The organism is Candidatus Accumulibacter sp. ACC007, assembly GCF_907163205.1.
Taxonomy (GTDB): Bacteria; Pseudomonadota; Gammaproteobacteria; order Burkholderiales; family Rhodocyclaceae; genus Accumulibacter; species Accumulibacter regalis.
The window spans coordinates 453381-478615 of the sequence record NZ_CAJQUD010000001.1 but is presented as its reverse complement, the minus strand read 5'-3'; the positions used below and the strand labels follow the sequence as shown (position 1 = coordinate 478615).

General features: G+C 62.5%; 21 protein-coding genes, 3 pseudogenes and 3 CRISPR repeat arrays (1 of these 27 only partly in view). Of the genes and pseudogenes, 16 read left to right on the top strand and 8 right to left on the bottom strand.

Annotated features, from left to right (window positions below; all coding sequences use genetic code 11):
* Positions 1-143: 143 nt before the first annotated feature.
* Together QZ634_RS01980 and QZ634_RS01975 are read right to left on the bottom strand one after the other, a co-directional pair.
* Positions 144-831 (bottom strand): annotated as a pseudogene (locus tag QZ634_RS01980) (PDDEXK nuclease domain-containing protein); the annotation flags it as partial.
* Between the two features lie 103 nt (positions 832-934).
* Positions 935-1195 (bottom strand): annotated as a pseudogene (locus tag QZ634_RS01975) (type II toxin-antitoxin system ParD family antitoxin).
* A gap of 173 nt (positions 1196-1368) precedes the next feature.
* Here QZ634_RS01975 and QZ634_RS01970 point away from each other — a divergent pair.
* From QZ634_RS01970 to cas2e, 14 genes are all read left to right on the top strand, one after another.
* Positions 1369-1614 carry a type II toxin-antitoxin system CcdA family antitoxin gene (locus tag QZ634_RS01970; RefSeq protein WP_291985112.1) on the top strand — a complete coding sequence of 82 codons (246 nt, stop codon included), beginning with the start codon at positions 1369-1371 and terminating at the stop codon, positions 1612-1614.
* On the top strand, positions 1524-1760 hold the full coding sequence (locus QZ634_RS21480) for a CcdB family protein (RefSeq protein ID WP_366145348.1): 237 nt from the start codon (positions 1524-1526) through the stop codon (positions 1758-1760). Before QZ634_RS01970 ends, QZ634_RS21480 begins: the two co-directional genes overlap by 91 nt.
* Before the next feature lie 93 nt (positions 1761-1853).
* Positions 1854-3206, top strand: a complete 1353-nt coding sequence (locus QZ634_RS01960; protein ID WP_291985110.1) for an IS4 family transposase — start codon at positions 1854-1856, stop codon at positions 3204-3206.
* Positions 3196-3435: a CcdB family protein gene (locus QZ634_RS01955; protein WP_291985108.1), complete on the top strand. Its 240-nt coding sequence runs from the start codon at positions 3196-3198 to the stop codon at positions 3433-3435. The genes QZ634_RS01960 and QZ634_RS01955 overlap by 11 nt, the downstream gene beginning before the upstream one ends.
* A 223-nt stretch (positions 3436-3658) precedes the next feature.
* Complete coding sequence (locus QZ634_RS01950; RefSeq protein ID WP_291985106.1) at positions 3659-3925, top strand: type II toxin-antitoxin system ParD family antitoxin; 267 nt, start codon at positions 3659-3661, stop codon at positions 3923-3925.
* Positions 3925-4095 (top strand): type II toxin-antitoxin system RelE/ParE family toxin, encoded by a 171-nt coding sequence (locus tag QZ634_RS01945; RefSeq protein WP_291985104.1) that lies wholly within the window; start codon positions 3925-3927, stop codon positions 4093-4095. Before QZ634_RS01950 ends, QZ634_RS01945 begins: the two co-directional genes overlap by 1 nt.
* A 273-nt stretch (positions 4096-4368) precedes the next feature.
* Entirely contained in the window at positions 4369-7218 is a 2850-nt protein-coding gene (gene cas3, locus QZ634_RS01940; protein WP_291985102.1) for a CRISPR-associated helicase Cas3', read from the top strand.
* A gap of 252 nt (positions 7219-7470) precedes the next feature.
* Positions 7471-9099, top strand: a complete 1629-nt coding sequence (gene casA / locus QZ634_RS01935; protein WP_291985100.1) for a type I-E CRISPR-associated protein Cse1/CasA — start codon at positions 7471-7473, stop codon at positions 9097-9099.
* Between the two features lie 10 nt (positions 9100-9109).
* Complete coding sequence (gene casB, locus QZ634_RS01930) at positions 9110-9604, top strand: type I-E CRISPR-associated protein Cse2/CasB (RefSeq protein ID WP_291985098.1); 495 nt, start codon at positions 9110-9112, stop codon at positions 9602-9604.
* A gap of 33 nt (positions 9605-9637) precedes the next feature.
* Complete coding sequence (gene cas7e, locus QZ634_RS01925) at positions 9638-10702, top strand: type I-E CRISPR-associated protein Cas7/Cse4/CasC (protein WP_291985096.1); 1065 nt, start codon at positions 9638-9640, stop codon at positions 10700-10702.
* A gap of 5 nt (positions 10703-10707) precedes the next feature.
* Positions 10708-11466, top strand: a complete 759-nt coding sequence (gene cas5e, locus QZ634_RS01920) for a type I-E CRISPR-associated protein Cas5/CasD (RefSeq protein ID WP_291985094.1) — start codon at positions 10708-10710, stop codon at positions 11464-11466.
* Positions 11467-11468: 2 nt separating this feature from the next.
* On the top strand, positions 11469-12152 hold the full coding sequence (gene cas6e, locus QZ634_RS01915; protein ID WP_291985092.1) for a type I-E CRISPR-associated protein Cas6/Cse3/CasE: 684 nt from the start codon (positions 11469-11471) through the stop codon (positions 12150-12152).
* 214 nt (positions 12153-12366) lie between these two features.
* Complete coding sequence (cas1e, locus tag QZ634_RS01910) at positions 12367-13293, top strand: type I-E CRISPR-associated endonuclease Cas1e (RefSeq protein WP_291985090.1); 927 nt, start codon at positions 12367-12369, stop codon at positions 13291-13293.
* Positions 13274-13570, top strand: coding sequence for a type I-E CRISPR-associated endoribonuclease Cas2e (gene cas2e, locus QZ634_RS01905; protein ID WP_291985088.1), 297 nt, complete (start codon positions 13274-13276; stop codon positions 13568-13570). The genes cas1e and cas2e overlap by 20 nt, the downstream gene beginning before the upstream one ends.
* An 89-nt stretch (positions 13571-13659) precedes the next feature.
* Positions 13660-14909: a CRISPR direct-repeat array (repeat unit 29 nt; unit sequence GCGTTCCCCGCAGGCGCGGGGATGAACCG).
* 38 nt (positions 14910-14947) lie between these two features.
* Here the strand turns inward: cas2e and QZ634_RS01900 are convergent.
* The 3 genes from QZ634_RS01900 to QZ634_RS01890 are packed head-to-tail and all read right to left on the bottom strand — an operon-like array spanning position 14948 to position 17247.
* Entirely contained in the window at positions 14948-16525 is a 1578-nt protein-coding gene (locus tag QZ634_RS01900) for an IS66 family transposase (RefSeq protein ID WP_291985086.1), read from the bottom strand.
* 51 nt (positions 16526-16576) lie between these two features.
* The gene (tnpB, locus tag QZ634_RS01895) at positions 16577-16936 is read right to left on the bottom strand and encodes an IS66 family insertion sequence element accessory protein TnpB (RefSeq protein WP_291985084.1); all 360 of its coding nucleotides are present in this window, start codon (positions 16934-16936) and stop codon (positions 16577-16579) included.
* Positions 16936-17247 (bottom strand): IS66 family insertion sequence element accessory protein TnpB, encoded by a 312-nt coding sequence (locus QZ634_RS01890; protein WP_291985082.1) that lies wholly within the window; start codon positions 17245-17247, stop codon positions 16936-16938. Before QZ634_RS01890 ends, tnpB (QZ634_RS01895) begins: the two co-directional genes overlap by 1 nt.
* 103 nt (positions 17248-17350) lie before the next feature.
* Positions 17351-20860: direct repeats of the CRISPR family, unit length 29 nt; unit sequence GCGTTCCCCGCAGGCGCGGGGATGAACCG.
* Between the two features lie 61 nt (positions 20861-20921).
* On the opposite strand from QZ634_RS01890, the pseudogene QZ634_RS01885 reads away from it, so the two are divergent.
* Positions 20922-21772 (top strand): annotated as a pseudogene (locus tag QZ634_RS01885) (hypothetical protein); the annotation flags it as partial.
* 93 nt (positions 21773-21865) lie between these two features.
* On the opposite strand, the gene QZ634_RS01875 reads toward QZ634_RS01885, so the two are convergent.
* From QZ634_RS01875 to QZ634_RS01865, 3 genes are all read right to left on the bottom strand, one after another.
* The gene (locus QZ634_RS01875) at positions 21866-23434 is read right to left on the bottom strand and encodes an IS66 family transposase (protein ID WP_291985079.1); all 1569 of its coding nucleotides are present in this window, start codon (positions 23432-23434) and stop codon (positions 21866-21868) included.
* 81 nt (positions 23435-23515) lie between these two features.
* Positions 23516-23875 carry an IS66 family insertion sequence element accessory protein TnpB gene (gene tnpB, locus QZ634_RS01870; RefSeq protein ID WP_291985077.1) on the bottom strand — a complete coding sequence of 120 codons (360 nt, stop codon included), beginning with the start codon at positions 23873-23875 and terminating at the stop codon, positions 23516-23518.
* A complete protein-coding gene (locus QZ634_RS01865; protein WP_291985075.1) occupies positions 23872-24192 on the bottom strand; it encodes a hypothetical protein in 321 nt (106 codons plus the stop codon). The genes tnpB (QZ634_RS01870) and QZ634_RS01865 overlap by 4 nt, the downstream gene beginning before the upstream one ends.
* A 2-nt stretch (positions 24193-24194) precedes the next feature.
* On the opposite strand from QZ634_RS01865, the gene QZ634_RS01860 reads away from it, so the two are divergent.
* Complete coding sequence (locus tag QZ634_RS01860; RefSeq protein ID WP_291985073.1) at positions 24195-24620, top strand: transposase; 426 nt, start codon at positions 24195-24197, stop codon at positions 24618-24620.
* A 43-nt stretch (positions 24621-24663) separates the two neighbouring features.
* Positions 24664-25235: a CRISPR direct-repeat array (repeat unit 29 nt; unit sequence GCGTTCCCCGCAGGCGCGGGGATGAACCG) (it continues 1532 nt past the right edge of the window).

Genomic DNA, 25235 nt, shown 5'->3' with positions numbered 1-25235 from the left:
AGGCTCGAACGATAACCGGGAACGGCAGCGGAAGCTATGGCGAGGGCCATCCTCGGGCGCGTTGCCTGGCCCTGGATTGCTTCGCTGCGCTCGCAATGACCGCTCGCGCCGTAGCCATGCCACCCGTTCGCCCACGCCACGCCGCCGCCCACTTCGAGGAGCACCTGTCGGCCGACGAAGGCAAAGCCCGCGCCGAGTTCAATTAAAAACACGGGTGATGTGTCCAACGATGGCGTCCTCGATGGCACGCTCGCCGGCTTCGTCGCCGACCCCGAGAAAATCGAACAGATAGGGATCCTTGAGCGATTCGCGAGCCAGGTCGGATTGAGGCTTGGCCAACTGCAAGCCGAAGTTGGTGATGGCCTGCCCCTGTCGTTCCAGCAGGCGCCGCTCGATATGAATCACCAGCACATTGCGTGACCAGCCGTGTTCGATCGCACGGTGGGCATAGGCGAGGCGCTGCTCCGGGGCCTTCAGCTTGGTGAGCAGCACAAGGTTGTGGCCCCAGGGCAATTGTCCAACAGCCTGTTGGACAATTGCCGCATCCGGCCAGGCCTCGGCAAAGGCACGCATGTACATCAGGTTGGCGCGCGAAAAACCCTTGATGTCGGGGAATGCATTGCGCAGGTCCTGCGCCAGGTGCTCGATCACCTTCGCGCCCCAACCCTCACGGCTCTGGCGCTCCAGAATGTCCTGCCCGATCTGCCAGTAGAGCAGCACCAGCTCGCGATTGACCGCCAGCGCCGCGCGCTGCTGGGCTTGGTGGATTCGCGTCTTGAGTTCGGTGAGCCAGGCGGCGTAGTCAGCGGGCAGCGGGGCGATCTCGTGCATGAATCAGTGCTCCAGCGAACTTTCTGTCCGGCTTTTCATTCCGACGTTTTCCACTCAAACAAGAAGTATTGGCAAGACATACACTTGCGGCGTGGCGCCGGCATCAGCGCGGTTTCTTGCGCGCTTCGACCTTGGCCAGGGCTTCCCTGCGGATCGAGCGCCAGTCCGCCGGGGTCAGTTCACTCTCAGCGCCACTCAGCCCTTCCAACAGCTTCGCTTCGAGCTGTTCTTCGGCTTTGCGTTTCTCGTCGGCGCGGATCAGCGCGCGCATATATTCGCTCACGCTGCTCTAGCAGCCTTGCGCGATCTGTCCATCCACGAACTGCTTCAAGGAGTCCGGCAGCGACATATTCATGCTTTGCAGGGCACACCTCCTTATCCCACTCAAAGTGCCACAAGGGGCTGCAGCGAGACGAGGTCGCCGGAGAACTCGAGCGAGAAGGCAGCGGAAGCTTGGCTGAAACTCGGGCGTTGCCCTCGCTTTGCGTATCGTGATGCGTATAGACTATGCGCATGCTCACGAACAGGACGCCCGACATGCACGCCGCGTACAACACCCAGGCTCCCAAGAAGGCAACCAATCTCAGCATCAATGCGGACCTGCTGAGCAAAGCGAGGGAAATGGGCGTCAATCTCTCCGCCACCCTGGAACAGGCTTTGCTCGAAGCGCTCAGGAAACGACTGCGTGAACAATGGCTGCTCGAAAACAGGGCAGCCATCGCCGCCTACAACGATCACGTCGAGAAACATGGGGTGTTCAGCGATGGGCTGCGGTCCTTCTGATGCCTCAGTTCGCCGTCTACCGGAATCCGAACCCGGAGACCACCGCCGATTACCCGCTCCTACTGGATGTGCAGAGCGACCTGATTGCCGAACTCGGAACCCGCGTGGTAGTACCCATCTCGTTATACACAACTCACTCAGCATAACTTGGCCGCCCGATGTGCCCCTGGCATATAGTTGACGGATTTTGTCTGGTATACCCCTTGCTTTCCCTTTCCCTTTTTCATAGGGATCGGGCGATGGCAAACTGGGCGGGAGACGAATTTGGCGGGGCTGAACTGGGGGACGGACGTCTGAGGCTGAGGCTGATCAAACTGGCGACACGCTTTGCAGAGCAGCCGACGGCGAGCATACCGGGCGCCTGTGGGGATTGGGCGGAGACGGTGGCGGCGTACCGTTTCTTCGATCAGGCCCGCGCTGGCAAGCGCGGGTTGAACTGGCAATCGATCCTGCAACCGCACATGGATTGCAGCCAAGGGCGCATGGCACAACACCCGGTGGTGTTGTGCCTTCAGGACACCACCGAACTGGACTTCAACGGTCAGGAGATCGAAGGACTCGGGCCGCTCTCGTACGAAGCCCAGCGCGGCATGTATCTGCACCCGACCTATGCGGTGACCCCGGAACGCGAACCGCTCGGGGTGATCGACGCCTGGATGTGGGCGAGAGAAGCGAAAGCGGCCGACGGAAGCCGGCCGGGTATCAGCGAGAGCACGCGCTGGATTGAAGGCTACGAGCGGGTCGCCGAAACCGCGGCGGGGATGCCACAAACGCGATTGGTCTATGTGGCCGACCGCGAAGCGGACATCGTCGGCCTGATGCAGCGCGCCCAGGCGTTGGGGACGCCGGCCGACTGGCTGATTCGCGCCAAACACAACCGCTGTTTGCCGCAAGGCGGCAAACTGTGGGCGGCAACTCTTGCCGAATCGCCGCTCGGCGAGATCGAATTCACTCTGGCATCGCGGCACGGGCAGCCGAAACGGATCGTGCGCCAGCAGTTGCGAAGCCATGCGGTCGACCTCCCGGCTCCTGACACGGACGGCCGCCACGTCAGCGTGACCTGCCTGATCGCCACGGAAATCGGGGCGCCCGCCGGCTGCAAGCCGGTCGAATGGCGCTTGCTGACCAATCGTAAAGTCGCCGGTCTTGAGGCGGCCGTCGAGTTGATCGACTGGTATCGCTGCCGCTGGGAGATCGAAACCTTGTTCCATGTGCTCAAGAACGGCTGCCGGGTCGAGGCCTTGCAGCTGGGCAGCCAGAGCAAGCTGGAACTGGCGCTGGCCGTCTATCTGGTCGTTTCCTGGCGCCTTGCCCGCCTGATCCGCCTGGGGCGCATCCACCCGCAGTGGTCTGCCGATCTGTTCTTCTCCGAAACGGAATGGGCCGGCGCCTTTATCCTCAACAAGAAGAAGCCACCGAAGAAGGTGCCGAGCATTCGCGAGGTCATCCGCCTGATCGCACAGCTCGGCGGATTCCTCGCCCGCAAGGGCGACGGCGAACCCGGCGTCAAATCCCTCTGGCTCGGCATCCAGCGCTTGCGTGATTTCGTCTCCGGCGTAGAGCATATGCGCGAGATCCGTCATGTCATGTGAGTTGTGTATAACGGGATGGGTAGTACCCCTCTGCCCGGCTGAGGCAATGAAGGGCAAGCTGCTCAGGACGCTCACTCCCGTCTTCGAAGTCGCGGGAGAACAATACGTCATGCTCACTCCGCAACTCGCGGGAATTCCGGTAAGGCGCCTCGGCACCCAGGTGGCCGACCTCGCACAGTATCGAGACGAGATCGTCGCCGCCCTCGATTTGCTGATCACCGGAATCTAGTATGGTGCGGCATTCTGGATATACGCACGCGAGTCCAACAATGCTCAAGGACGCGCGGCCCTGCGTTGGGGGTTAGTCGGCATCGCGTGGAACAAAGAAACGTTTGTGGAACAGCCGCTGCTCTGCCTGACTCCTTGGTAGTGGCGCAAGCGGACGGCGATTGACACGCCTTCGGCGACAATACAAAAACAGTAGTTACTAACTATTAGTTTGGAGGTCTGCCATGCCAACCAGTGTCGCGCTCGGTTCGCATTTTGAGGAGTTCGTCAAGTCGCAACTCTCGTCGGGACGGTACAACAACGCCAGCGAGGTCATCCGCGAAGGACTGCGCATGCTCGAAGACCAGGAAAAGCTGCGAGCCCTCAAGCTTGAGGCGCTACGGGCCGAAGTGCAGAGAGGCATGGAAAGCGGGCCGGGAATTCCTGCCGGGCAGGTTTTCGAGGACCTGCGGCGGCGAATCGACGAGATTGCCGGCGGTGAGAAGGAGTGATGCGTCTGGAGTTCTCGCCCGAAAGCCCGCTCGACCTGCTCGATATCGCCGCGTTCATTGCACAGGACAATCCGGCTCGTGCGAAATCGTTCGTGGATGAGCTTGAAGCGGACTGCGGCAGGCTCATCACTCAGTCAGGTATCGGTGCGCCGCGCCCCGAGAACTGCTGATGGACATCATGCGGCACGGCGCCCATGTCCTTATCGAAAAACCCCTCGCTCTGCGTCGCCGACTGAGAGAAGAGGTCGATGCCCTGGCAAAAAAATATTCCGAAGACTAGCTCACGCTGTGAGCTACCGCAGCGCGCAAACTGTGAATCGTCTACAGTTGTCGCCAAGGAATAATCGAGTTCGCAATTTGCACGGCAAGACCTCGCCTTTCCTTGAAACGAGCAGCCAGCGAAGTTTTTTGTAGCTCTTATTAACTACCAGTTGTTCGAGTCCATGTCCTCCAAATCATATTTTCGCTACTGGGGAAAGGCCAAACCGAAAGACTGCGGAGGCGTGCGGCTTCATTTGTTGGCGTATCACTGCCTGGATGTTGCGGCCGTTGGGCTGCAATACTTGCGCAGGGCACCTGCCTTTCGTGATTTTCTCGGCTCACGAATGCATGCCGACGATGAGCTTGCGCAAGAGCAATGGATAGCGTTCTGGCTGGCCATGCATGATCTTGGAAAATTCTCGGAAAGCTTTCAAAGCCAGCGCCCTGATCTGTTTGAAGAACTGAGAGGTCGCCGCCCAGACGCCGGCAAAGTGTACACGCTTCGCCATGACAGTCTCGGCATGCTGTTCTGGAACGATAAGCTCGAACGGTACGCCGTTGACAACACATGGTTTGGCCTTCCGACCAAAGCCTGTGCGCAGGGGCTCAACTACTGGGTGAGCGCCGTGACCGGCCATCATGGCCAACCGCCAGAACCACAGCCGTGTGGACGGTGGAGAAACCACTTCCATTGGCATGACGACCCGCCGGCAATTTTTCAATTCGCTGACGATCTTCGAGAGCTGCTCTTTGAGGGTCGGGAGGCGAGCATCCCCACGACCCTTGACCCGGGCGCTTTTGAGCGCGCCAGCCAGGAGTTGTCGTGGTGGATGGCCGGAGTGGCCGTTCTCGCCGACTGGCTAGGCTCCAATACGGACTACTTCGCGTATCGCGCCGAGCCTGACCACCCACTACCCTTGAAAGAGTATTGGGTGCATGCCAAGCAGCAAGCAGCTGTTGCGCTTGATCATTCCGGGGTCTTGCCGCTGGACTGCGGCAGCGCGCTACCGTTCGAGTGTCTTTTTCCGAGAATCGCCACGCCATCCCCGCTGCAATCCTGGGCTGCAACGACAGAGCTTTCGCGCGGCCCGCAGATTTACCTACTGGAGGATGTGACTGGCGCCGGCAAGACCGAAGCGGCAGTCTTGCTGGCACACCGAGTGATGGCGGCAGGCCAGGCCGACGGCTTCTTTATTGGCTTGCCGACCATGGCTACGGCCAATGCGATGTACCAGCGCATCGCCCAAGTCTATGCGCGGCTGTTTGCGGGCAATGCCAGCCTTGTCCTCGCGCACGGCCAACGCAACCTGGTGGAAGCATTCGCCAAATCCGTGATTCCGAGCGGCCCAGCTGCCGACGACGACCAGCAGTTGGATGAAAGCGCAAGCATCCGCTGCAACGCATGGTTGGCCGACCATAACAAGCGTGCGCTGATGGCCCCGGCCGGAGTAGGCACAATCGACCAGGCACTGCTCGCCGTGCTGCACAGCAGACATCAGTCGCTTCGCTTGCTTGGACTGTTCCGTAAGGTTCTGGTCGTCGATGAGGTGCACGCCTGCGATGCGTACATGCAAGGCATTCTCGAAAACCTGCTTGTATTCCACGCAGCTGCGGGCGGAAGCGCCATCTTGCTCTCGGCAACGCTGCCACAACGCATGAAACAGGCGCTGCTACGAGCGTTCGCTGTCGGTTGCCAAAGCGACGCGCCGGTATTAGCGAGCCAATCGGTGTTCCCATTGGTGACGTCCTGGCACAGCGCTCGTCCCGACGACGCGGCGGAGACACCCATTGCCACGCGCAGAGACGTACAGCGTACTGTCGCCGTCGACTACCTGGCTGAAGAATCGCGCGTCGAGGCCGTCGTCGACGCAGCGCTCGCTGCCGGCCAGTGCGTATGCTGGATGCGCAATACCGTCGCTGACGCGCTCGACGCTTTTGCCCTTTTCCGGGGCAAAGTGCCTGCCGACAAGCTCACCCTCTTCCATGCACGCTTTGCCTTGCGTGATCGCTTGCGGACCGAACGGCGAATCCTCGATCTGTTCGGCCAGGACAGCACGCCGAGCCAACGGCAGGGCCAGTTGGTCATCGCCACGCAAGTAGTCGAGCAAAGCCTGGATGCGGATTGGGACGTCGTCGTCAGTGACCTGGCGCCCATTGATCGCCTCATCCAGCGCGCCGGGCGACTGCAACGTCATGTGCGAGATCGGCATGGCGGGCGTTTGCAGGACCCAGCGGCGCGCGACCAGCGCGGCGAACCTCGGCTATACGTGTTCGGCCCGCAGTGGACCGATCGGCCTCAGGCCGACTGGTTCAAGGCCGCTTTCCGGAAGGCGGCCAATGTCTACGCGCACCACAGCCAACTCTGGTTGACCGCCAAAGCGCTGCAAGCCGGCCGCTTCGCCATGCCAGCGGATGCCCGAGGCCTGATCGAAGGCGTGTTTGGTGGCGACTCAGAGATTCCCGAGGCTCTCGAGCACAACGCCAACCAGGCGGAAGGGAAATCCTACGGTGACGCCAGCGAGGCGCAGCAGAACACCGTGAAACTGGTATCCGGGTACGTGCGTGGCGGTATCGATTGGTGGAGCGAAGCGAAGACACCTTCCCGCTTGGGCGAGGCGAGCGTCAACGTGGTCTTGGCGCGCTGGGATCTGGAGCGCTTGGTGCCGTGGTGTGAGCACGCAGATCTACGGCACGCCTGGGCCTACAGCACCGTTCGCGTCGCTGAGCGACTGATCGCCAAGAGCGCAGAGCCTGAGGGCGCAGCACGGAAAGCAGCGCTGAAGCAGGCACTGCTGACATTGCCCGGCGGGGGAAAGTGGATGATCTTGTTGCCCTTGGAAGAGGTTGACGGCGTATTCGTCGGGCAGGCGTGGGGCAAGAAATCCGGCCCGGAGGAATTTGTCCTTCGACAATGGAAATACCAAGCCGCGAGCGGGCTTGTCGAGGTAGAGGCGCCGGACGACGCTTGGTCCGGCGCACGCCCCGCGAGGGCGGGGAACATAGCCCGTAGGAACTCAGGCGAAGACACTTGATACGGTCCATCCCCATAGGATGAGGAACAGCAGGCAAAGTGTCGCACGAAAATCAAATGAACGCTTTTGGCGAAAACACTTGATACTTAGGTTTCGTTGCGTTGCGATCAGTTGGCGGCTAGGCTGTCGTCTGTCTTGCTGCTATCGCGGAACGCCTCTCAGCCCTCCAAGCGCTGAGTAGGTGCAGGAAAGGCAAGATCGGGCGGCCTCCAAAACTGTCCGGCCCCTCAATTTCGTGCGAAGGAAGGAACCATGATTTCATTGTTGTCTGAGCCCTGGATGCCGGTGCGGCGCCGTGACGGTAGTCGGGCGTGGATCGCACCGAATCAGTGCGCCGGCCCCGACATTCTGGCCTTCGACGCTGACCGGCCAGACTTCAACGTCGCGCTGGCGCAATTCGCCGTGGGCCTGTTGCAGACCAGCACGCCCGTGGACAGCGCCAGCGCATGGCGGGAGTTTTCTGGCACGCCCCCGTCTGAGGCGGTTCTGAGTGAGTGGTTTGCGCCATTTGCAGAGGCCTTCGAGTTGGATGCCAAGGGTGCCTGCTTCATGCAGGATTTCAGCCTGACCGCCGACGAAGGTTCGTTCAATGAGATCGGTGCCTTATTGATCGACGCGCCCGGCGAGAATGCGCTCAAGAACAATAGCGACCATTTCGTCAAGCGTGGCCGGGTATCGGGGATGTGCGCACATTGCGCGGCGAGCGCCGTGTTGACCCTACAGATCAACGCGCCATCGGGAGGCGTTGGACACAGGACAGGCCTGCGCGGGGGCGGGCCATTGACGACATTGCTGCTAAGCATGCCGCTCGACGGGCAGTCCCGCTCCTTGTGGCACGACTTGTGGCTCAACGTACGCGATCAGCGCGGGTTTCTGGCCTTGAGCGGCGACGCCGGAAAGTCAGCTCTTCACTTCCGCTTCCCGTGGATGAGTGACATAGCTGCAATCCAGCGCGCCGGTGGCGAGACCGCACCGGTACAGGTGCACCCGCATCACGTCTTCTGGGCAATGCCACGGCGGATCCGTCTGGACTTCGAAGCGCTTGAGGGCGGTGACTGTGATGTTTGCGGCCGATCTTCCGAGCGACTCGTTCGGCGCTACCTCAGCAAGAACTACGGTTTCAACTACAAGGGACCCTGGAATCACCCGCTGTCGCCGTACTACGAGGCCAAGCAGGGATGGCTGCCGATGCATCCTCAGCCCGGTGGCTTTGCTTATCGTCACTGGTTGGCCTGGACGCTCGGCCAAGCGGCGGACAAAAAGAAACAGCGTTGCGCCAGCGTTGTGCAACATGCGCTTGCCGACCGTCGCGGGCAGTTGCGCCTGTGGGCTTTCGGTTACGACATGGACAATATGAAAGCACGTTGCTGGTACGAAGCGACCTTGCCGCTTTACGGCCTGGCTGACTGCGATGCGGATGCTCAGGATTGGGTTGGGTCGCAAGTGGATATCTGGCTTGCGGGTGCAGACCTGGTAGCGTTCTATCTGCGATCGGCAGTCAAGGATGCCTGGTTCGGTTCAGAAGCGCGCGGGGATTTCAGCGCGATCGATGCGACTTTCTGGAGCAGCACCGAAGCAGCGTTTTATGGCCAATTGCGCAACCTTATCGATCTCGCCCGGCAGAATCTCGAAGGCGATATGCTCGCCGTTCGTGAGAGATGGCACCGGGTACTGATAACCACGGTCGTCAGGCTGTTCGACACCGTCTTCGTTGGTGCCGGCCAAGTCGAACGGCAAAGGCCGCAACGTGTAGCCAAGGCCTTCCGACAATTGAAGAGGAACATCCACGGGCCGAAGATACGCCAGGCGCTTTTCCTTCCGTCACTCGCCACCGAAAAACCAAAGTCACGAAAACCGGCCGCACAAGCGGCCAGCATCTAAGGGGAACCGCATGGCTATCTACTTCACGATAGGCGAAGGACTCGGGAAGGTCTTGTTCGAATGGTGGCAAGGCTTGGAGAAAGACCGAGCGAGCCGCGCGGTACTGCGGCGGGCATCCTCATTAACTGAGATCGCGCTTAGCCCTGCGTATCAGCGCTTGTGCCGGCGGCTTGGCGCACCGAACTGGAAGGGGTGGGAAAGGGATCGCTTTGCCCTCGTCGTTGGCGTACTGGCGCATGTCAAGGCGCACGACGTTCGGCCGCCAGCCCTGGCCATGAGCCAGCGTGCCCCGGGCGAGGATCGTCCGCCCGTCAGTGAGCTGCGCTTCCAGCGATTGCTGGAGTCGCCCGATTCCGATTCGCTATTTTCGGGCGTTCGGCGCGTGCTGCCTTTGATGGGCGGCGTCGACATCATCGTACTGGCCAATGACCTGATGCACTGGGGTGATGAGGTCAAGAAAAAGTGGGCCTACGGTTATGACTGGCCCGAAGAAACCGCTCGCTGATTTTGTTCTCAACTCTTTCCAGGAATCCACGCCATGTCCCGCTTTCTTCAGCTTCACGTACTGACCAGCTACCCACCGTCCAACCTGAATCGCGACGATACCGGTCGCCCGAAAACCGCTCTGATGGGTGGCGCGATGCGCTTGCGTCTCTCGTCGCAAAGTCAGAAGCGAGCGTGGCGAACATCCGATATCTTCGAAACTTCTCTCGCCGGAAATCTAGGTACGCGCACCAAATGGATGGGCAAGGAGGTCTTTCAAACACTCAAGAAAGCCGGCATTGCTGAAAAAGCGGCGCGGGAATGGACGAAGGCCATCGCCGCTCGCTTCGGGAAGCTCAAGTCGGACAAGAAGACGGAGAAGGAAGAGGATCTGGAAATCGAACAACTCGCCCATTTCAGCCCTGAAGAAATAGCCGCGATAAACACTCTTGCTGCGACGTGTGCCGAGCGTGGAAGCGCCCCTACCGAAAGCGAGTTGGCCCTGCTGAGCAAACCCCGACATGCTGTCGACATCGCCATGTTTGGCCGCATGCTAGCCGATTCGCCAGCATTCAACGTCGAGGCAGCCGTGCAGGTTTCGCATGCGATTACGGTACACAAAGCCGCTGTCGAGGACGACTACTTCGTCGCCGTCGATGACCTGAACGATGGGCAGGACGACAGTGGTGCTTCGCATATTGGTGAGCGCGGCTATGGCGCTGGTCTGTTCTACCTCTATCTGTGCGTCAACCGGGAATTGCTGCAAGAGAACCTCGGCGACGACGAGGCGCTGACAAACAAAGCGCTGGACGCCCTGCTCAACGCGGTGACCAGAGTATCGCCGACCGGGATGCAGAACAGCTTTGCGTCACGCGCCTATGCCAGTTACGTTCTGGCCGAAAAAGGTGATCAGCAACCGCGCTCACTTGCGCAAGCCTTCCTCAAGCCAATCACGCCGTACGGCGACCAGAACATGCTGGGAGTGGCGGTGGAGGCCATCAGGACGCGCTATAAGAACTTCGACAAGGTGTATGGCGAGTGCGCGGAGCTGCGCTACGAAATTGACGTCGAGGCCGGAGAAGGTACGTTGCCAGAACTTGTTGCCTTTGTTCAGAGTTGACGGCCGTGGAGTTCCTGATCTTTCAATTGCACGCACCGCTGGCGTCCTGGGGTGGCACTGCGGTGGGCGAGCATCGTGGCAGTCATGAGTACCCCGGCGAGTCGGCCTTGCTCGGCCTGCTCGCTGCCGCACTCGGCATCCGGCGCGAGGACGAGTCGACCCTGACGGCACTCAAGCAGGGTTATGGCTTCGCTGTCGGCGTGCAAGACGGGGGCAGTTTGCTCCGGGACTATCACACCGCGCAGGTGCCGGGGCGCAGCACGCTGAAGGGCCGGCCGCAGGCGACAAGACGTGAGCAATTGGCTGTGCCAAAGCATGAGTTGCATACCATCCTGTCAACACGCGACTACCGGCAAGATGCCGCGTGCCTGGTGGCGGTTCAAGCGCTGCTTGATGCACCGCACACTCTGGGTGCCTTGGCCGACGCTTTGCGATCACCGCGCTACGTCCTTTATCTGGGGCGAAAATCGTGCCCGCCAGCCGCCCCACTACATCCGCAAGTGATCAATACCGATTCGGCGCGGGCTGCATTCGACGCGTATCTGGCGCAGCTTGAACAGGAGCGAGCGGCACATCCAGTTAAGCGCGGCCGCGCGCCTTTCGAGGACATCGCTCCGGTAGTGCGAATCGCATGGTCAGAGGGCGTCACTGCCGGTGTAAGGCCAGATCTAAGCGCACCACGTAAAGACCGTGTGATCCGTCGCAAGGGCTGGCAGTTTGGCGATCGCACCGAGCATGTCTGGCTGCGGAAGGAAGGGGGCTGACCATGTACTTCTCGATGATTTCGCCTTCATCCGGCCGAGAGCGCGAGGCAGCACAGCTGTGGGCTGCCGGCCCTTACTCGGAGCATCAATGGTTGTGGCGCTTTTTCCCGGCCGAGAAAGGCTCGCCAAGAGACTTTTTATTTCGCCGGATGGATACAAACGGCTTCCCACGTTTCTACGTTGTATCGAAACGTGCTCCCCAACTCCTGAACGACGCATGGCTTGTCCAGACTCGGGAATATGCACCCCGACCCGCTACCGGCACGCATTGGCGCTTTGAGTTGCGGGCCAATCCGGTCGTAACGATCAGTTCGGATGGCAAGTCCGCCCGTCACGATGTGGTGATGCAGCGGAAGAAAATCTTGCTTGCCGAACGTGGCCTTGCCCGTTGGCAGGATTGGCGCGGCCAAGATAAGCCGGCGCTCTATGAGCTGGTAAGCGATTGCTGTGGGCAATGGCTGCTCGCCAGGGGGGCACGCTCGGGTTTCGAAATCGCGATGGAGAGCCTGTTGGTGGAGAGTTATGCGCAACACGCGGAAAAGCGCGGCCGTCTACGGTTCAGTACCGTAGATTTCTCTGGCGAGTTGCGAGTGACTGATCCCGAGGCGTTCTCGGCGACCTTGTGCGCTGGGATCGGGCATGCGAAGGCGTTTGGCTGCGGCCTCTTGCTGGTACGCGGTGCATGATGGTTTGGTTCTCCGACCAAACGCGCTTGGGCCACGGGACGTGACCGACGCTGACGATCTGCGGTCGGCTGGCTGCTCGTGCTTGAGGAACTCGCCAGCTGACTTTACGGTGCGCCAGCACGTCGCGCCTGCGAACAGCCAAGGCCCAGTGGTGCGCTCCCGAATCCCGACAGCGCCTATGTCGGCTCGCCGCGGGTAGTGTCGGATTTCCGCAATGCTGCCACCCCTTAAGCCCATCCCGATCAAGGAGCGCTTGTCAGTCGTTTTCGTCGAACGGGGCGAGATTGACGTTGTTGATGGCGCATTCGTACGAGTGGATCAGCAAGGATTGCGCGTGCGACCTGTGCTCACGCACATCCCGGTCGGCGGCGTTGCCTGCATCATGCTGGAGCCAGGCACACGTGTCTCGCACGCTGCCGCGGCCTTGGCGGCGCGAGTTGGCACATTGTTGGTGTGGGTAGGCGAAGCGGGGGTACGCCTTTATTCGGCGGGACAACCCGGCGGTGCCCGCGCTGACCGCCTGCTGTATCAGGCCAAACTTGCGCTTGACGAGGTCCTTCGGCTGAAGGTAGTTCGCAAGATGTACGCGATTCGTTTTGGCGAGGAGCCGCCAGCTCGGCGCAGCGTCGAACAGCTGCGCGGTATTGAAGGCGCGCGCGTACGGCGCAGCTATCAGTTGCTGGCGCAGAAGTTTGGCGTCAAGTGGAGCGGGCGAGACTACAACCCGGAGAACTGGGATGTGTCGGATTTGCCGAACCGTTGCTTGTCATCCGCGACTGCCGCACTCTACGGCGTGACCGAAGCCGCTGTACTCGCTGCCGGCTACGCGCCTGCCGTGGGCTTCATCCATACCGGCAAACCCTTATCGTTTGTCTACGATGTGGCCGACATCTACAAGTTTGAGACCGTAGTGCCCGCGGCCTTCCAGGTAGCCGCTCACCCGCCGCCGAATGCCGAGCGTGCCGTGCGGTTGGCGTGCCGCGACATGTTCCGGCAGACGAAGCTGCTGGACCGCATCATTCCAGATATTGAGATGATCCTCGCTGCCGGCGAGATTCCGCGGCCGGCGGCGCCAGCCGACGCGGTTGCTCCCGCTATTCCCAACCCCGAGAGCCTGGGCGATGCTGGTCATCGTTCTTGAAAACGCGCCGCCACGTCTGCGCGGCCGATTGGCAATCTGGCTGCTCGAAGTGCGGGCTGGTGTCTACGTAGGCAACTATTCCAGACGAGTACGGGAGGTCATCTGGGAGCAAGTCGGGCAAGGCATCGAAGACGGGAATGCAGTGATGGTTTGGCGCGCCAACACCGAATCAGGGTTCGAGTTTGAAACGCTCGGAGCGAATCGTCGGGTACCAGCGGAGATTGATGGCGTACGCTTGGTTAGCTTTTTTCCCGAAGCCACGGGAGGTGATCTTTAACAACTCGGGAAATGGCGTTTGCATGCCGTTTCGTTGGTGGATTTTGAAGGGCTGATATTTCCATTAAAACTCATGGAGATAGAGGAAGTGCGTTCCCCGCAGGCGCGGGGATGAACCGGTTTTGGAAGAGCAGCGCGCAAAGTTTGAGGCGCGTTCCCCGCAGGCGCGGGGATGAACCGCTTGAGTGCGCGATCCTGCGCTGCCTGCGTCAGCGTTCCCCGCAGGCGCGGGGATGAACCGCACAGGAGTAGGCGATTTGTAATGCTGTCATAGCGTTCCCCGCAGGCGCGGGGATGAACCGACCCACGGAAAACCAGAGCATCCACCGCAACCGCGTTCCCCGCAGGCGCGGGGATGAACCGACCGGCGCCTACATCAAGCCCGGCGTCGAAGCGCGTTCCCCGCAGGCGCGGGGATGAACCGTACGGGCTGGCGCTGGAGATTCGCCGCGCAGCCGCGTTCCCCGCAGGCGCGGGGATGAACCGGAGCGGTCGACATCGCTGCTGATGTCGGCGCCGCGTTCCCCGCAGGCGCGGGGATGAACCGCAGGGATGAGAGGCTGTTGATGAACAGCCGTCGCGTTCCCCGCAGGCGCGGGGATGAACCGTACGGGATTGCGGCGAAGCTGAGGTCCAGCGGGCGTTCCCCGCAGGCGCGGGGATGAACCGAAGTGGGCAGGCGGTATGCGCTGGCTTATGCCGCGTTCCCCGCAGGCGCGGGGATGAACCGCGCCGAGTTCTGTCGAGCATCAGCAATATTACGCGTTCCCCGCAGGCGCGGGGATGAACCGACCTTGACACCGACTTGCCGCCAATACGCCGCGCGTTCCCCGCAGGCGCGGGGATGAACCGCTAGATTAGTGGCACTGTTAGCAGGAGATCCCGCGTTCCCCGCAGGCGCGGGGATGAACCGTGGGAACCCCACTTATTCTCGACCCGCACAATGCGTTCCCCGCAGGCGCGGGGATGAACCGATTGTCCCCCCGGTCATACCTGCCAGGATTCCGCGTTCCCCGCAGGCGCGGGGATGAACCGGTTTTGCCGGCGACGGACTGCAGGCTGCCAAGGCGTTCCCCGCAGGCGCGGGGATGAACCGGTCATAGAGCAGACCACCGGAAAGGATGGCCGGCGTTCCCCGCAGGCGCGGGGATGAACCGCGGCGCCTGGGCAAAGTGCCCCGCTCCTGAAAGCGTTCCCCGCAGGCGCGGGGATGAACCGCCGGTCTGTCATGCTTCCCGCATTTGCGGAATGCGTTCCCCGCAGGCGCGGGGATGAACCGCGCGACCCATGGCTGAAATACGCCACGAAACCGCGTTCCCCGCAGGCGCGGGGATGAACCGCTAATTGGGAGTAAGCGGTAACTACGCGGCGTCAGGCCCTACGTGCCGAGGCGGTACAAAGGCGTGCGAAGTGGATCGGCAGCGAAGAGCTGCTTCCAGAGACGAGGCGTGAGTTCCCGGACGCGCTCTGCCGGATGCTGGCCGACGCGCTGTAGCACATCGACCAGATAGTCGTACGGGTCGATCTGGTGCAATCGACAGGTGGCGATCAGGCTGTGGATGATCCCCACCTGCCTGGCGCCCAGTTCGGTCCAACAGAACAGCCAATTGCGGCGCCCCATCGGGATCACGCGCAAGGCACGCTCAAGGTGGTTGGTATCGATCGGCACGTCCGGGTCGGTGAGGAAGACCTCCAGTCCGTATCGTCGGTCGCGCGCATAGGCAAGCGCCTTGGTCAGCGGATTGCTGGGGAGCAGTCCTTGGGCCGCGAAGCGTTCGCCGATCCAGGCGAAGAAGCGCTCGACGATCGGCTTGGCATGCGCCAGGCGATAGTCCCGCTTGCCGGCGCCAGAGAGCTTCTCTTCCCGGATGGATTCTTCCACTTGATAGAGCGCACCGATCAGTTCCAGCGCCTGGCCCGCCGCTTCCGGCTCGACGGTTTGTGCCTCGAAGAAGTTGCGGCGGGTATGCGTCCAGCACTGGGCATGGGTGATCCCGGTCCTGGTCGCATAGTGCGCATAGGCGTGGTAGCCATCCGACAACAAGACCGCCCGCTCGGCGGGCGTCAGTCCCAGCGCCGCCTCGACGTGTTTGATCTCCCGGCTCGGGAAGAACGGGAAACAGATTTCGTCCAGTTCGCCATAGACTGGCCAGAAGAAGGCTTTCTTCAGCTTGCCCGGTCCCGCCTGTCCGGCCTTGATCGGCGTCTCGTCCATGGCCTTGACGCGTGACTCGCGAATCGAGGCGAACTGGGCCTCGTAGATCGGTTCGAGCAGGGCGATGCCCTGTTGCGCGATCTGTGTCAGCCAGGGCCGACTGACCGTGATCCCGGCGTCGGCGAGGCGCTGGTGCTGGCGATACAGCGGCAGGTGGTAGGCAAACTTGTCGAGCAGCAAGCCGGCAACGAAGCTCACGTCGGCCCGGCTGCCGTCGATCACCCCGGCCGGTGCGGCAGCGCAGACGAGCGCTTCGCTGGCCTTGATCTTGACCACCGGCCGCCGATACTTGATCACCACGTAGCTTCCCGGCCGTTGCGCCAGGCGATAGCTTTCCTTGTGGCTGATCACCTCATAGTCTTCCGGACCCAAGCCGTCGGTTTCCGGAGCATGGAGCTCGATCACTTCGACCGGCACCCGCGTCTCGTCGAAGAAAGGAACCGCCTCGTCATCCCGGGTCCGGGTTGCCGGCTTGCGGGTGTGGGCGGCCACCGGCTGGCCTGGGGGCGCTGGTAGCGTCGGCTGGGTGAGCAACTCGCCGAAAGTCATCTGGCCATTCGGCCCGGTCTCGATGCGTCGTTCGCTCTTCTGCCCGAAGAGCTGGCGCTTGAACCAGTCGAGTTGCTGTTTGAGGGCGGTGACTTCCTGGCGCAGGGCGCCGATCAGTTCGACGATCTGTTGCGGGGTCAGTGCGGCCGCCTCGTCGAGGCTTGGGAAAGGGATCGCAAGCGCCGGATTCATGCCGCTATTATACCGCGAGAGTCGTCTTCAAGACGCTGTTTAACATACATTTTATGTACATTTCTTGCTGTTTTTCGGGTGCTGATAACGCTTCTTGAAGCGCTTGGGCTCGATGCCTTCCAGGAGTAGTTTCAGGCCGGTCCAGTCGATTTCCCGGGTGCTCACCTTCGACCAGTCGGAGACGAAGCGACCGGCTTCGAGGCGCTTGGCCCACAAGCAGAAACCCGTGCGATCCCAGTAGAGGACCTTCACCTGCGTGGCGCGGCGGTTGAAGAAGGCAAACAGCTGTCCGCTCAAGGGGTCCTGACCGAGCGCGTGGCGAGTCAGTGCGTACAGGCCGTCGAAGGAGTTGCGCAGGTCGACGGGGCGGCCATAAACATGTACCCGGATCTGGCCTTCGGGGAAGAACATCAGCCGCGCACCAGGTGTAGCTGCAGGCCGCCGCCGAGATCCAGGGTCAGCTCGATACGTCCCGACCGCCCGGTTTCGCTTTGCAGCGGGCCGACATCGACGAAGCCTGTCGACGCCGAGTTGACCAAGGCGTCGCATCGGCCCATCGGCGCGCCCAGTCGGCTGCGCCACCGGTAGAAGCTGGTATCGCTGATGCCTTCGCGATTGCAGAAGGCCTCCACCGCCAAACCGCTGCCAAAAAATCGCGACAGCACCTGCCGCCACTCGTCCGCGCTACGCCGTGCCCGCCGGCTCTCTTGATTCGTTGCCATCTTGACCTCCTCATCTTCTCGCGTGTCAATGAGGAAATTGTCGACGCCAGCGCCGCGCCTGGGAAGAACGCCGCAGAGTTACCGGTTACATCTGTCGTGCACAAAGCGTTCCCCGCAGGCGCGGGGATGAACCGACTCCTACGCCGCCAGCGCCAGCCACACCACGGCGTTCCCCGCAGGCGCGGGGATGAACCGGTCGGCCGGGGGCCGCCGCCGCCGCCGCAGCAGCGTTCCCCGCAGGCGCGGGGATGAACCGAAAAGCGGCGCCACCCTCGCCGACGTCGTCTTGCGTTCCCCGCAGGCGCGGGGATGAACCGGTCGGCCGGGGGCCGCCGCCGCCGCAGCAGCAGCGTTCCCCGCAGGCGCGGGGATGAACCGCGGCATTCGTTGGCCAGGCCGTGGGCGATATCGCGTTCCCCGCAGGCGCGGGGATGAACCGCGGCAATCAACCAGTCATGTTTCGTCTATCTCGCGTTCCCCGCAGGCGCGGGGATGAACCGGCGGCGACGTGATCGGGCACCCGCGCGCCTGTGCGTTCCCCGCAGGCGCGGGGATGAACCGGCGGCACCAATCTCTGCGCGACGTCTGCAGACGCGTTCCCCGCAGGCGCGGGGATGAACCGCGATTGTCCAAGCCTACGCTTGCCAGTGCTTCGCGTTCCCCGCAGGCGCGGGGATGAACCGACGCTCAATTCTGTCGGCCCGTCGCCAGAACCGCGTTCCCCGCAGGCGCGGGGATGAACCGTGCGTAGATAGACATTCCGCGCGGCCCCTACCGCGTTCCCCGCAGGCGCGGGGATGAACCGCGGTCGCCGCTTGACAAACGGGAGACCAACTAGCGTTCCCCGCAGGCGCGGGGATGAACCGCAAAAACCCGCCGCGACCGTCTCACCCTCCGCCGCGTTCCCCGCAGGCGCGGGGATGAACCGTGGTCGCCGATGTTGCGGCCGAAGACGACGTCGCGTTCCCCGCAGGCGCGGGGATGAACCGACATAGGAGCTAATGGAATATACTCCCCTGATGCGTTCCCCGCAGGCGCGGGGATGAACCGTCCTGCGGGCGAAGGGTGGTGGCCACCATGTTGCGTTCCCCGCAGGCGCGGGGATGAACCGCAGACGCAGCGCCTGCCCAGTTATTTCTCGTTCGCGTTCCCCGCAGGCGCGGGGATGAACCGGCGCCGCCACACATCAGCCAGGGGCCGGTGAGGCGTTCCCCGCAGGCGCGGGGATGAACCGGCCGCTCTGCGCGATGCCGTACAGCTGATGCAGCGTTCCCCGCAGGCGCGGGGATGAACCGATGGGAGTGAGCCAGGCGGTGGCGAACCACTCGCGTTCCCCGCAGGCGCGGGGATGAACCGTCGGCATCCGCGGCGGTCGCCAGCGCCTCTACGCGTTCCCCGCAGGCGCGGGGATGAACCGCAGCTCGCCGAGCGCGTCAGCGTCGGCTGCCAGCGTTCCCCGCAGGCGCGGGGATGAACCGAGAGGAAGGCGCGCGCGCGCGTTGGCGGACGGGCGTTCCCCGCAGGCGCGGGGATGAACCGGGTTTGCAGCGTCCGGGCGTGCGTCCGTTGGTGCGTTCCCCGCAGGCGCGGGGATGAACCGTGGAGATTCAAAAATGGAAAAGATCACGACAAGCGTTCCCCGCAGGCGCGGGGATGAACCGGTAGGCTCTGGCGAGCTTGAACCAGAGGAAGCGCGTTCCCCGCAGGCGCGGGGATGAACCGACCAACGAGCTTTTGGGTTACACGGAGAAAGTGCGTTCCCCGCAGGCGCGGGGATGAACCGGGTGGCTGGGCGGTCACCATCGGCGGGGGCGCGCGTTCCCCGCAGGCGCGGGGATGAACCGCGTTAAGCTTTGTCTGCCCTCCGACGGTCAATGCGTTCCCCGCAGGCGCGGGGATGAACCGGGTAGCATTGCCGGGGAGCTAACATCCGTTGAGCGTTCCCCGCAGGCGCGGGGATGAACCGAATCGCAAGGTGTATGCGTATATCGAAGGTCTGCGTTCCCCGCAGGCGCGGGGATGAACCGCCACCCGCGCCGGCGTCGTCAGCAGCAACACCGCGTTCCCCGCAGGCGCGGGGATGAACCGCTGCGCGGCCTCGTTATTCGCCGTGATGCAGAGCGTTCCCCGCAGGCGCGGGGATGAACCGGTGCATGTAGTCCTCTAACATGTCAGCGCATTGCGTTCCCCGCAGGCGCGGGGATGAACCGTTTGTGCGTGTGTACGAAAAGGGCAAGCAACTGCGTTCCCCGCAGGCGCGGGGATGAACCGGCCGCGACGTGATCGGGCACCCGCGCGCCTGTGCGTTCCCCGCAGGCGCGGGGATGAACCGTCCAGAGCAAGCGGGCTTTGGGTCGGCCGGGCGCGTTCCCCGCAGGCGCGGGGATGAACCGATGCTCTGGGCGGCCAGCTTCAGCGGGTCGGCGCGTTCCCCGCAGGCGCGGGGATGAACCGCCGTAAACAACCCGGTTCCGGTCGGCGCGGCGGCGTTCCCCGCAGGCGCGGGGATGAACCGGCCGCGGCCGGCTTCCGAGTTTCAGCGCGCGAGCGTTCCCCGCAGGCGCGGGGATGAACCGAGCGTTGAGGGCTTTGCCCTCGTTCAACTTCAGCGTTCCCCGCAGGCGCGGGGATGAACCGGTTCAGCTTGCTCAACTCGACAAGCTTTGTGCGCGTTCCCCGCAGGCGCGGGGATGAACCGGAGCCGCGCGTAGTAGTCGGCCCGACTTTTTTGCGTTCCCCGCAGGCGCGGGGATGAACCGACAACAAGCTGTCAACATTCGGCGATTATCAGGCGTTCCCCGCAGGCGCGGGGATGAACCGCCGGTTGATGGCTTTGTAGATCTGGTTGAGCTGCGTTCCCCGCAGGCGCGGGGATGAACCGTATCTGTCGAAGCTGTCAGAGTAGAGCATCGCGCGTTCCCCGCAGGCGCGGGGATGAACCGTCACTGGCGACGGTGGCGGCGGTGATTCCTTGGCGTTCCCCGCAGGCGCGGGGATGAACCCGACGAATGATGGCTGGCCGCTCCTACTCTGGCGCGTTCCCCGCAGGCGCGGGGATGAACCGGCGAAATAGCCGTCGGTCGCCCATTGGGCTTCGCGTTCCCCGCAGGCGCGGGGATGAACCGAGCTTTTGCGCTTCTTCGCCGGCTTTCTGGGCGCGTTCCCCGCAGGCGCGGGGATGAACCGTCGGTCGGGCCCTTGTGCGTGATGGGGCGCTCGCGTTCCCCGCAGGCGCGGGGATGAACCGTCGACCAAGCCTGGCGCCTGAGCATGCGGGTTGCGTTCCCCGCAGGCGCGGGGATGAACCGGCGCCAGAGAGGCGCTTAACCGCTCGCTTTCGGCGTTCCCCGCAGGCGCGGGGATGAACCGTGGACGGGTGGAAGTCGGTCAGCCAGGGTATTGCGTTCCCCGCAGGCGCGGGGATGAACCGTTCCACATCCCGATGAACAGTAGGCGACTGGTGCGTTCCCCGCAGGCGCGGGGATGAACCGGCCGGTTTCCATCTACGATGCGCGCCTTCTGTGCGTTCCCCGCAGGCGCGGGGATGAACCGATTGTCCCCCCGGTCATACCGGCCAGGATTCCGCGTTCCCCGCAGGCGCGGGGATGAACCGAGTTACCTTAGGTGATCTCTTATATTGTTCATACCGTTGTATGCGATACTTCCAGTAGATTATGAGGTTAGAGGTGTTGCTAATGAGGGTCTCCACGGTAGCTGAAAGCAAGGTTTCTGTTGAAGCCGTCCACATTGAAGATATCCAGCTTGCTGCGAGCAAGATGACGGGGGCGGACCGTAGGGTGTTTCAGGCGGAGATGACGCTGAAATACTGCGGGGGCAATGCTCGGCGTGCGGAGGACGTTTTCGGATGGAGTCGGCAGACGGTGCAGCTTGGTCTACATGAGAAGCGTACGGGGATTGTTTGTCTGGGGCTCCACACGTTCCGCTGCGGCGCGAAATTGTGGGAGGAGAAACACCCGGAGGTAGCGCAAGCTCTCTGGGAACTGGCGGAATGTCATGCCCAACAAGATCCGACTTTTCGCACGACTTTGTCGTTTACCCGCTTGACGGCCGAGGAAGCCATCAAGCAGTTGCGAGCGCGGGATTTTGCCGACGACGTGCTGCCGTCACGAAGCGGCATGTCGAAAGTACTGAACCGCAACGGGTACCGGCTGCGTCCGGTGCTCAAGGCCAAACCCCAAAAAAAGTCCCCGAAACCGACGCCATCTTCGCCAATATCCGGGAGCATGACCGAGATTGCCAAGGCGAAACCGTCATGCGCGTAAGCATGGACTGCAAGGCGACGGTGAATATTGGCAACTACTCGCGAGGTGGCCAGACGCGGGGCGACAACCATGCGGCGGATCACGACATGGGATGCGAAGAGAAGCACACGCCGTTTGGTATCGTCGACGAAGACAGTGGGCGCCTCCACTTGTCCTTCGGAAGCTCGGCGAAGACCAGCGATTTCATCATCGACAGCCTCTACGCGTGGTGGGAGAGGCAAGCGCCCGAGGAATGTGCTCGCGTCACACACGTCCAAATCAAGGCTGATAACGGACCGGAGAGCAATGGCCGACGCACGGTAAGCGTGCAGCGCACCCACCTACTCTTGTGCAGATCAGGCAGGCAGTTTGATTGGCAACAATTCGTCGAGGCGGCGATTGGGCCAGGTGGGAAGTTTTTCCAGCGTGTCAGTAAGCCAGGCCATGGGCTCGATGCCGTTCAGGCAGGCGGTCTGCAGCAAGGACTGAATCACCGCTGCTCGTTTTCCGGCGGCTTCGGACCCCGCGAACAGCCAGTTCTTTTTCCCAAGACAAATCGGACGGATGGCGTTTTCGACGGGGTTGTTGTCGATGGGGTAGATGCCGTTCTCCGCATACCGGGCGAAGGCCGACCAGCGCTTCAGACTGTAGTCGATGGCCTTGGCCAGGGCGCCACCGTTGGCCACCGATTGGCGCGTGTGCACCATCCACAGGTTCAGGGCCTTGAGCAGCGGCTGACTGTGTGCCTGGCGCAGCAACGCTCGTACCTCCACCGTATTCCCCTTGGCCTGGGCCTCGATCGCATAGAGCTCACCGATTCGACGCAGCGCCTCCGCGGCGATGGGGCTGCCGTTGGCCTTATGAAGGTCGAAGAACTTGCGACGGGCATGCGCCATGCAGGCCAGTTCGATCGCCTGGCCCCGAAACAGCCTCTTGTAACCGGCGAAGTCATCGACCATCAGGGCCCCTGTCCAGTCGCCCAGGAAATTCGCCGCGTGCACGCCGCCCCGGCCAGCCTGATAGTCGAAGATGACGATCGGCGGATCATTACCCAGCGAATTGCTGCGGTAGGCCCAGAGATAAGCGTGTTTTGTTTTTCCCTTCCCGGGGTCCAGTTGGCGCACCGGGGTCTCATCGGCATGCAGCATCAGGCCTTGGCGCAGCAATTCGGCGAGGCGGTCGCCGAGCGGTTCGAGCGCGACGCCGATGCGACCCACCCAGTCGGCCAGGGTCGAACGAGCCAGCACCACCCCGGAGCGAGCTGCCTGCTGTTCCAGACGATAGAGCGGCAGATGGTCGGTGTACTTGCTGACCATGACCCAGGCCAGCAAGGCCGGTGTGGCCAGGCCGCCATCGATCACCGACGGTTCGGCCACTGCCGCTGTCACGGTTGCGCAGGGTCGGCAGGCGTATTTGGGATAGATGTGGCGATCGACGAAGAACTCCGCGGGAACGATATTGAGCTTCTCGGTCACGTCTTCGCCGATCAGTACCAGCGCTTGGCCACATTCACCGCAGGTGCACACCTCGGGCTCGTGCCGGTGCTCGATACGTGGCAGGTGGGCGGGCAAGGGCTGACGGCCCGCGCGTTCGCGCTTGGGCTTCTCGGGTGGCGGCTGATGCGGCCCCATTTCGGCCGCTTCGCGCTCTTCGGCCAAGCGCGCTTCGCAGGCGGCCAGATCCGCGGCCAGGGTTTCATCGAAGAGATCGCGTTCAGCCGCGACGAAGGTTTCGCTCTTGACGCCGAATTTCATCCGCCGCAAATACGCCAGTTCGAGGGTGAGTTTCTCGATCTTGACGTCGCGCCAGTGAATCGCGGTGGCGCTGCTGCGTGCTTCTTCGAGCAAGCCACCGACCCGCTTCTCCATCCACGCCAGCAGTTCTGGCGAGGGGTCAAAAGCGGCAAGTTCGGTGGCGAAATCCATGACGGATTATACCAAACGGATGGCTATGAACGTAGGCAAGTGACCGTTTTTGCATGACTTTTTTCGGAAACCTGCGGGCTGCTAGACCTGCCAATGCGCCGGTGCGGGAGCGTCACGCCGTTGCCAGTCGACACCGGCGATCAGCCACTGCCATTGTCCCGGCGTCAGAGCGAATACCCGGTCGCCAGCCTGGGGCCAGGTGAAGCTTCCCCGATGCAGCCGCCGTTGCGATAGCCAGACGCCGGTGCCGTCCCAGACCAGTAGTTTGAGACGGCTGCGCTTGCGATTGGTAAACGCATAGGCGGTGCCATCACACGGGGAGCGCCCGAGGTTGGCCTGGATGCGGGCGGAAAGGCCATCGATGCCCAGACGCATGTCCACCGGTTCAATCGCCAGCCAGATACCTGCCGACGGCGGGGTGAGCGGCGTGGGCGCGATCATGAGCGTCTTCCGCAAAGCTCTGCCAGCCAAACGGCGGGAGGCAGACCCGCAAATTCAAGGCGCCAGCCGTTGGCGATGGTGAGCGACAGGCTCGGCAGCGAAGCCGCCACCTCCGGAACCCGTACCGCGGGAATCAGTGTCAGCGAAGCGCTTCCTTCCTGCGCGTTTGTCCCTCTTGCCAGGCGCAGGTGCCAGTAACTCAGCGAATGGTTCTTTAGCCCGTGCCGGTCACAGTACGCTCTCTGCGTCTCCCCGCTCGCGCGCCAGGCGCCCACATGCCGTTCCCAGTACCTTTCCCGCTCTGCATCTTTGTCCATTTTTGCCTCCCCTCGAAAACATTGAGGTTGAAGCAGATCGACGTCGAATTACAGATGGGCGGGCTGGACGCTTACGACCCACGCAATTTCTCAAGCGAATCGTCGAGTTTGCCGATCACATCGGCAAGTCCATCCGCCTCTTGTACTATCCGCCGTACCACAGCAAATACAATCCTGTGGAGCGTTGCTGGGGAATCCTGGAAAAGCACTGGAACGGCGCCAAGCTGACCGACACCCAAACGATGCTGGAGTGGGCCAAGAGCATGACCTGGAAAGGCGTTCATCCCGTCGTCGAACTGAGCCGCACGGTCTATGAAAAAGGAATCACCGTGGCCAAGGATGCCATGCAAGCTGTCGAGTCCAGGCTGGCACGAAACCCACTTCTACCGAAGTGGGACATCCTGATCCGACCGGCCTGCACGGTATGAATATTCATAGAGATCACCTTACCTGCCGCCTGGCACATCACACGCGTTCCCCGCAGGCGCGGGGATGAACCGCTCCCGATTGGAACGTTCCAAACTATCCACATGCGTTCCCCGCAGGCGCGGGGATGAACCGCCATCCCGATGACCAACGGTCTCAAAGCCGTCGCGTTCCCCGCAGGCGCGGGGATGAACCGTGGTCGGGTTTCTGGTTATCGTCGGTCCGGCGGCGTTCCCCGCAGGCGCGGGGATGAACCGCACGTAGCCTTCGTTTCACCGTGTCCGAATTGGCGTTCCCCGCAGGCGCGGGGATGAACCGCCTGCTACTCGGACACACTACCGTCTGCGCCGGCGTTCCCCGCAGGCGCGGGGATGAACCGCGGCCTCATTGTCACGGAATGCCTGGCAGCGTGCGTTCCCCGCAGGCGCGGGGATGAACCGGAGGCATGACAGACCGGCTTTTTCGGGCTGGCGCGTTCCCCGCAGGCGCGGGGATGAACCGCGCTGCTTGCATTTTTGATCCAGTCTGCCTTGGCGTTCCCCGCAGGCGCGGGGATGAACCGCAAGCCCGCCGTTTTGGCGTCTGCCTTCGAAAGCGTTCCCCGCAGGCGCGGGGAT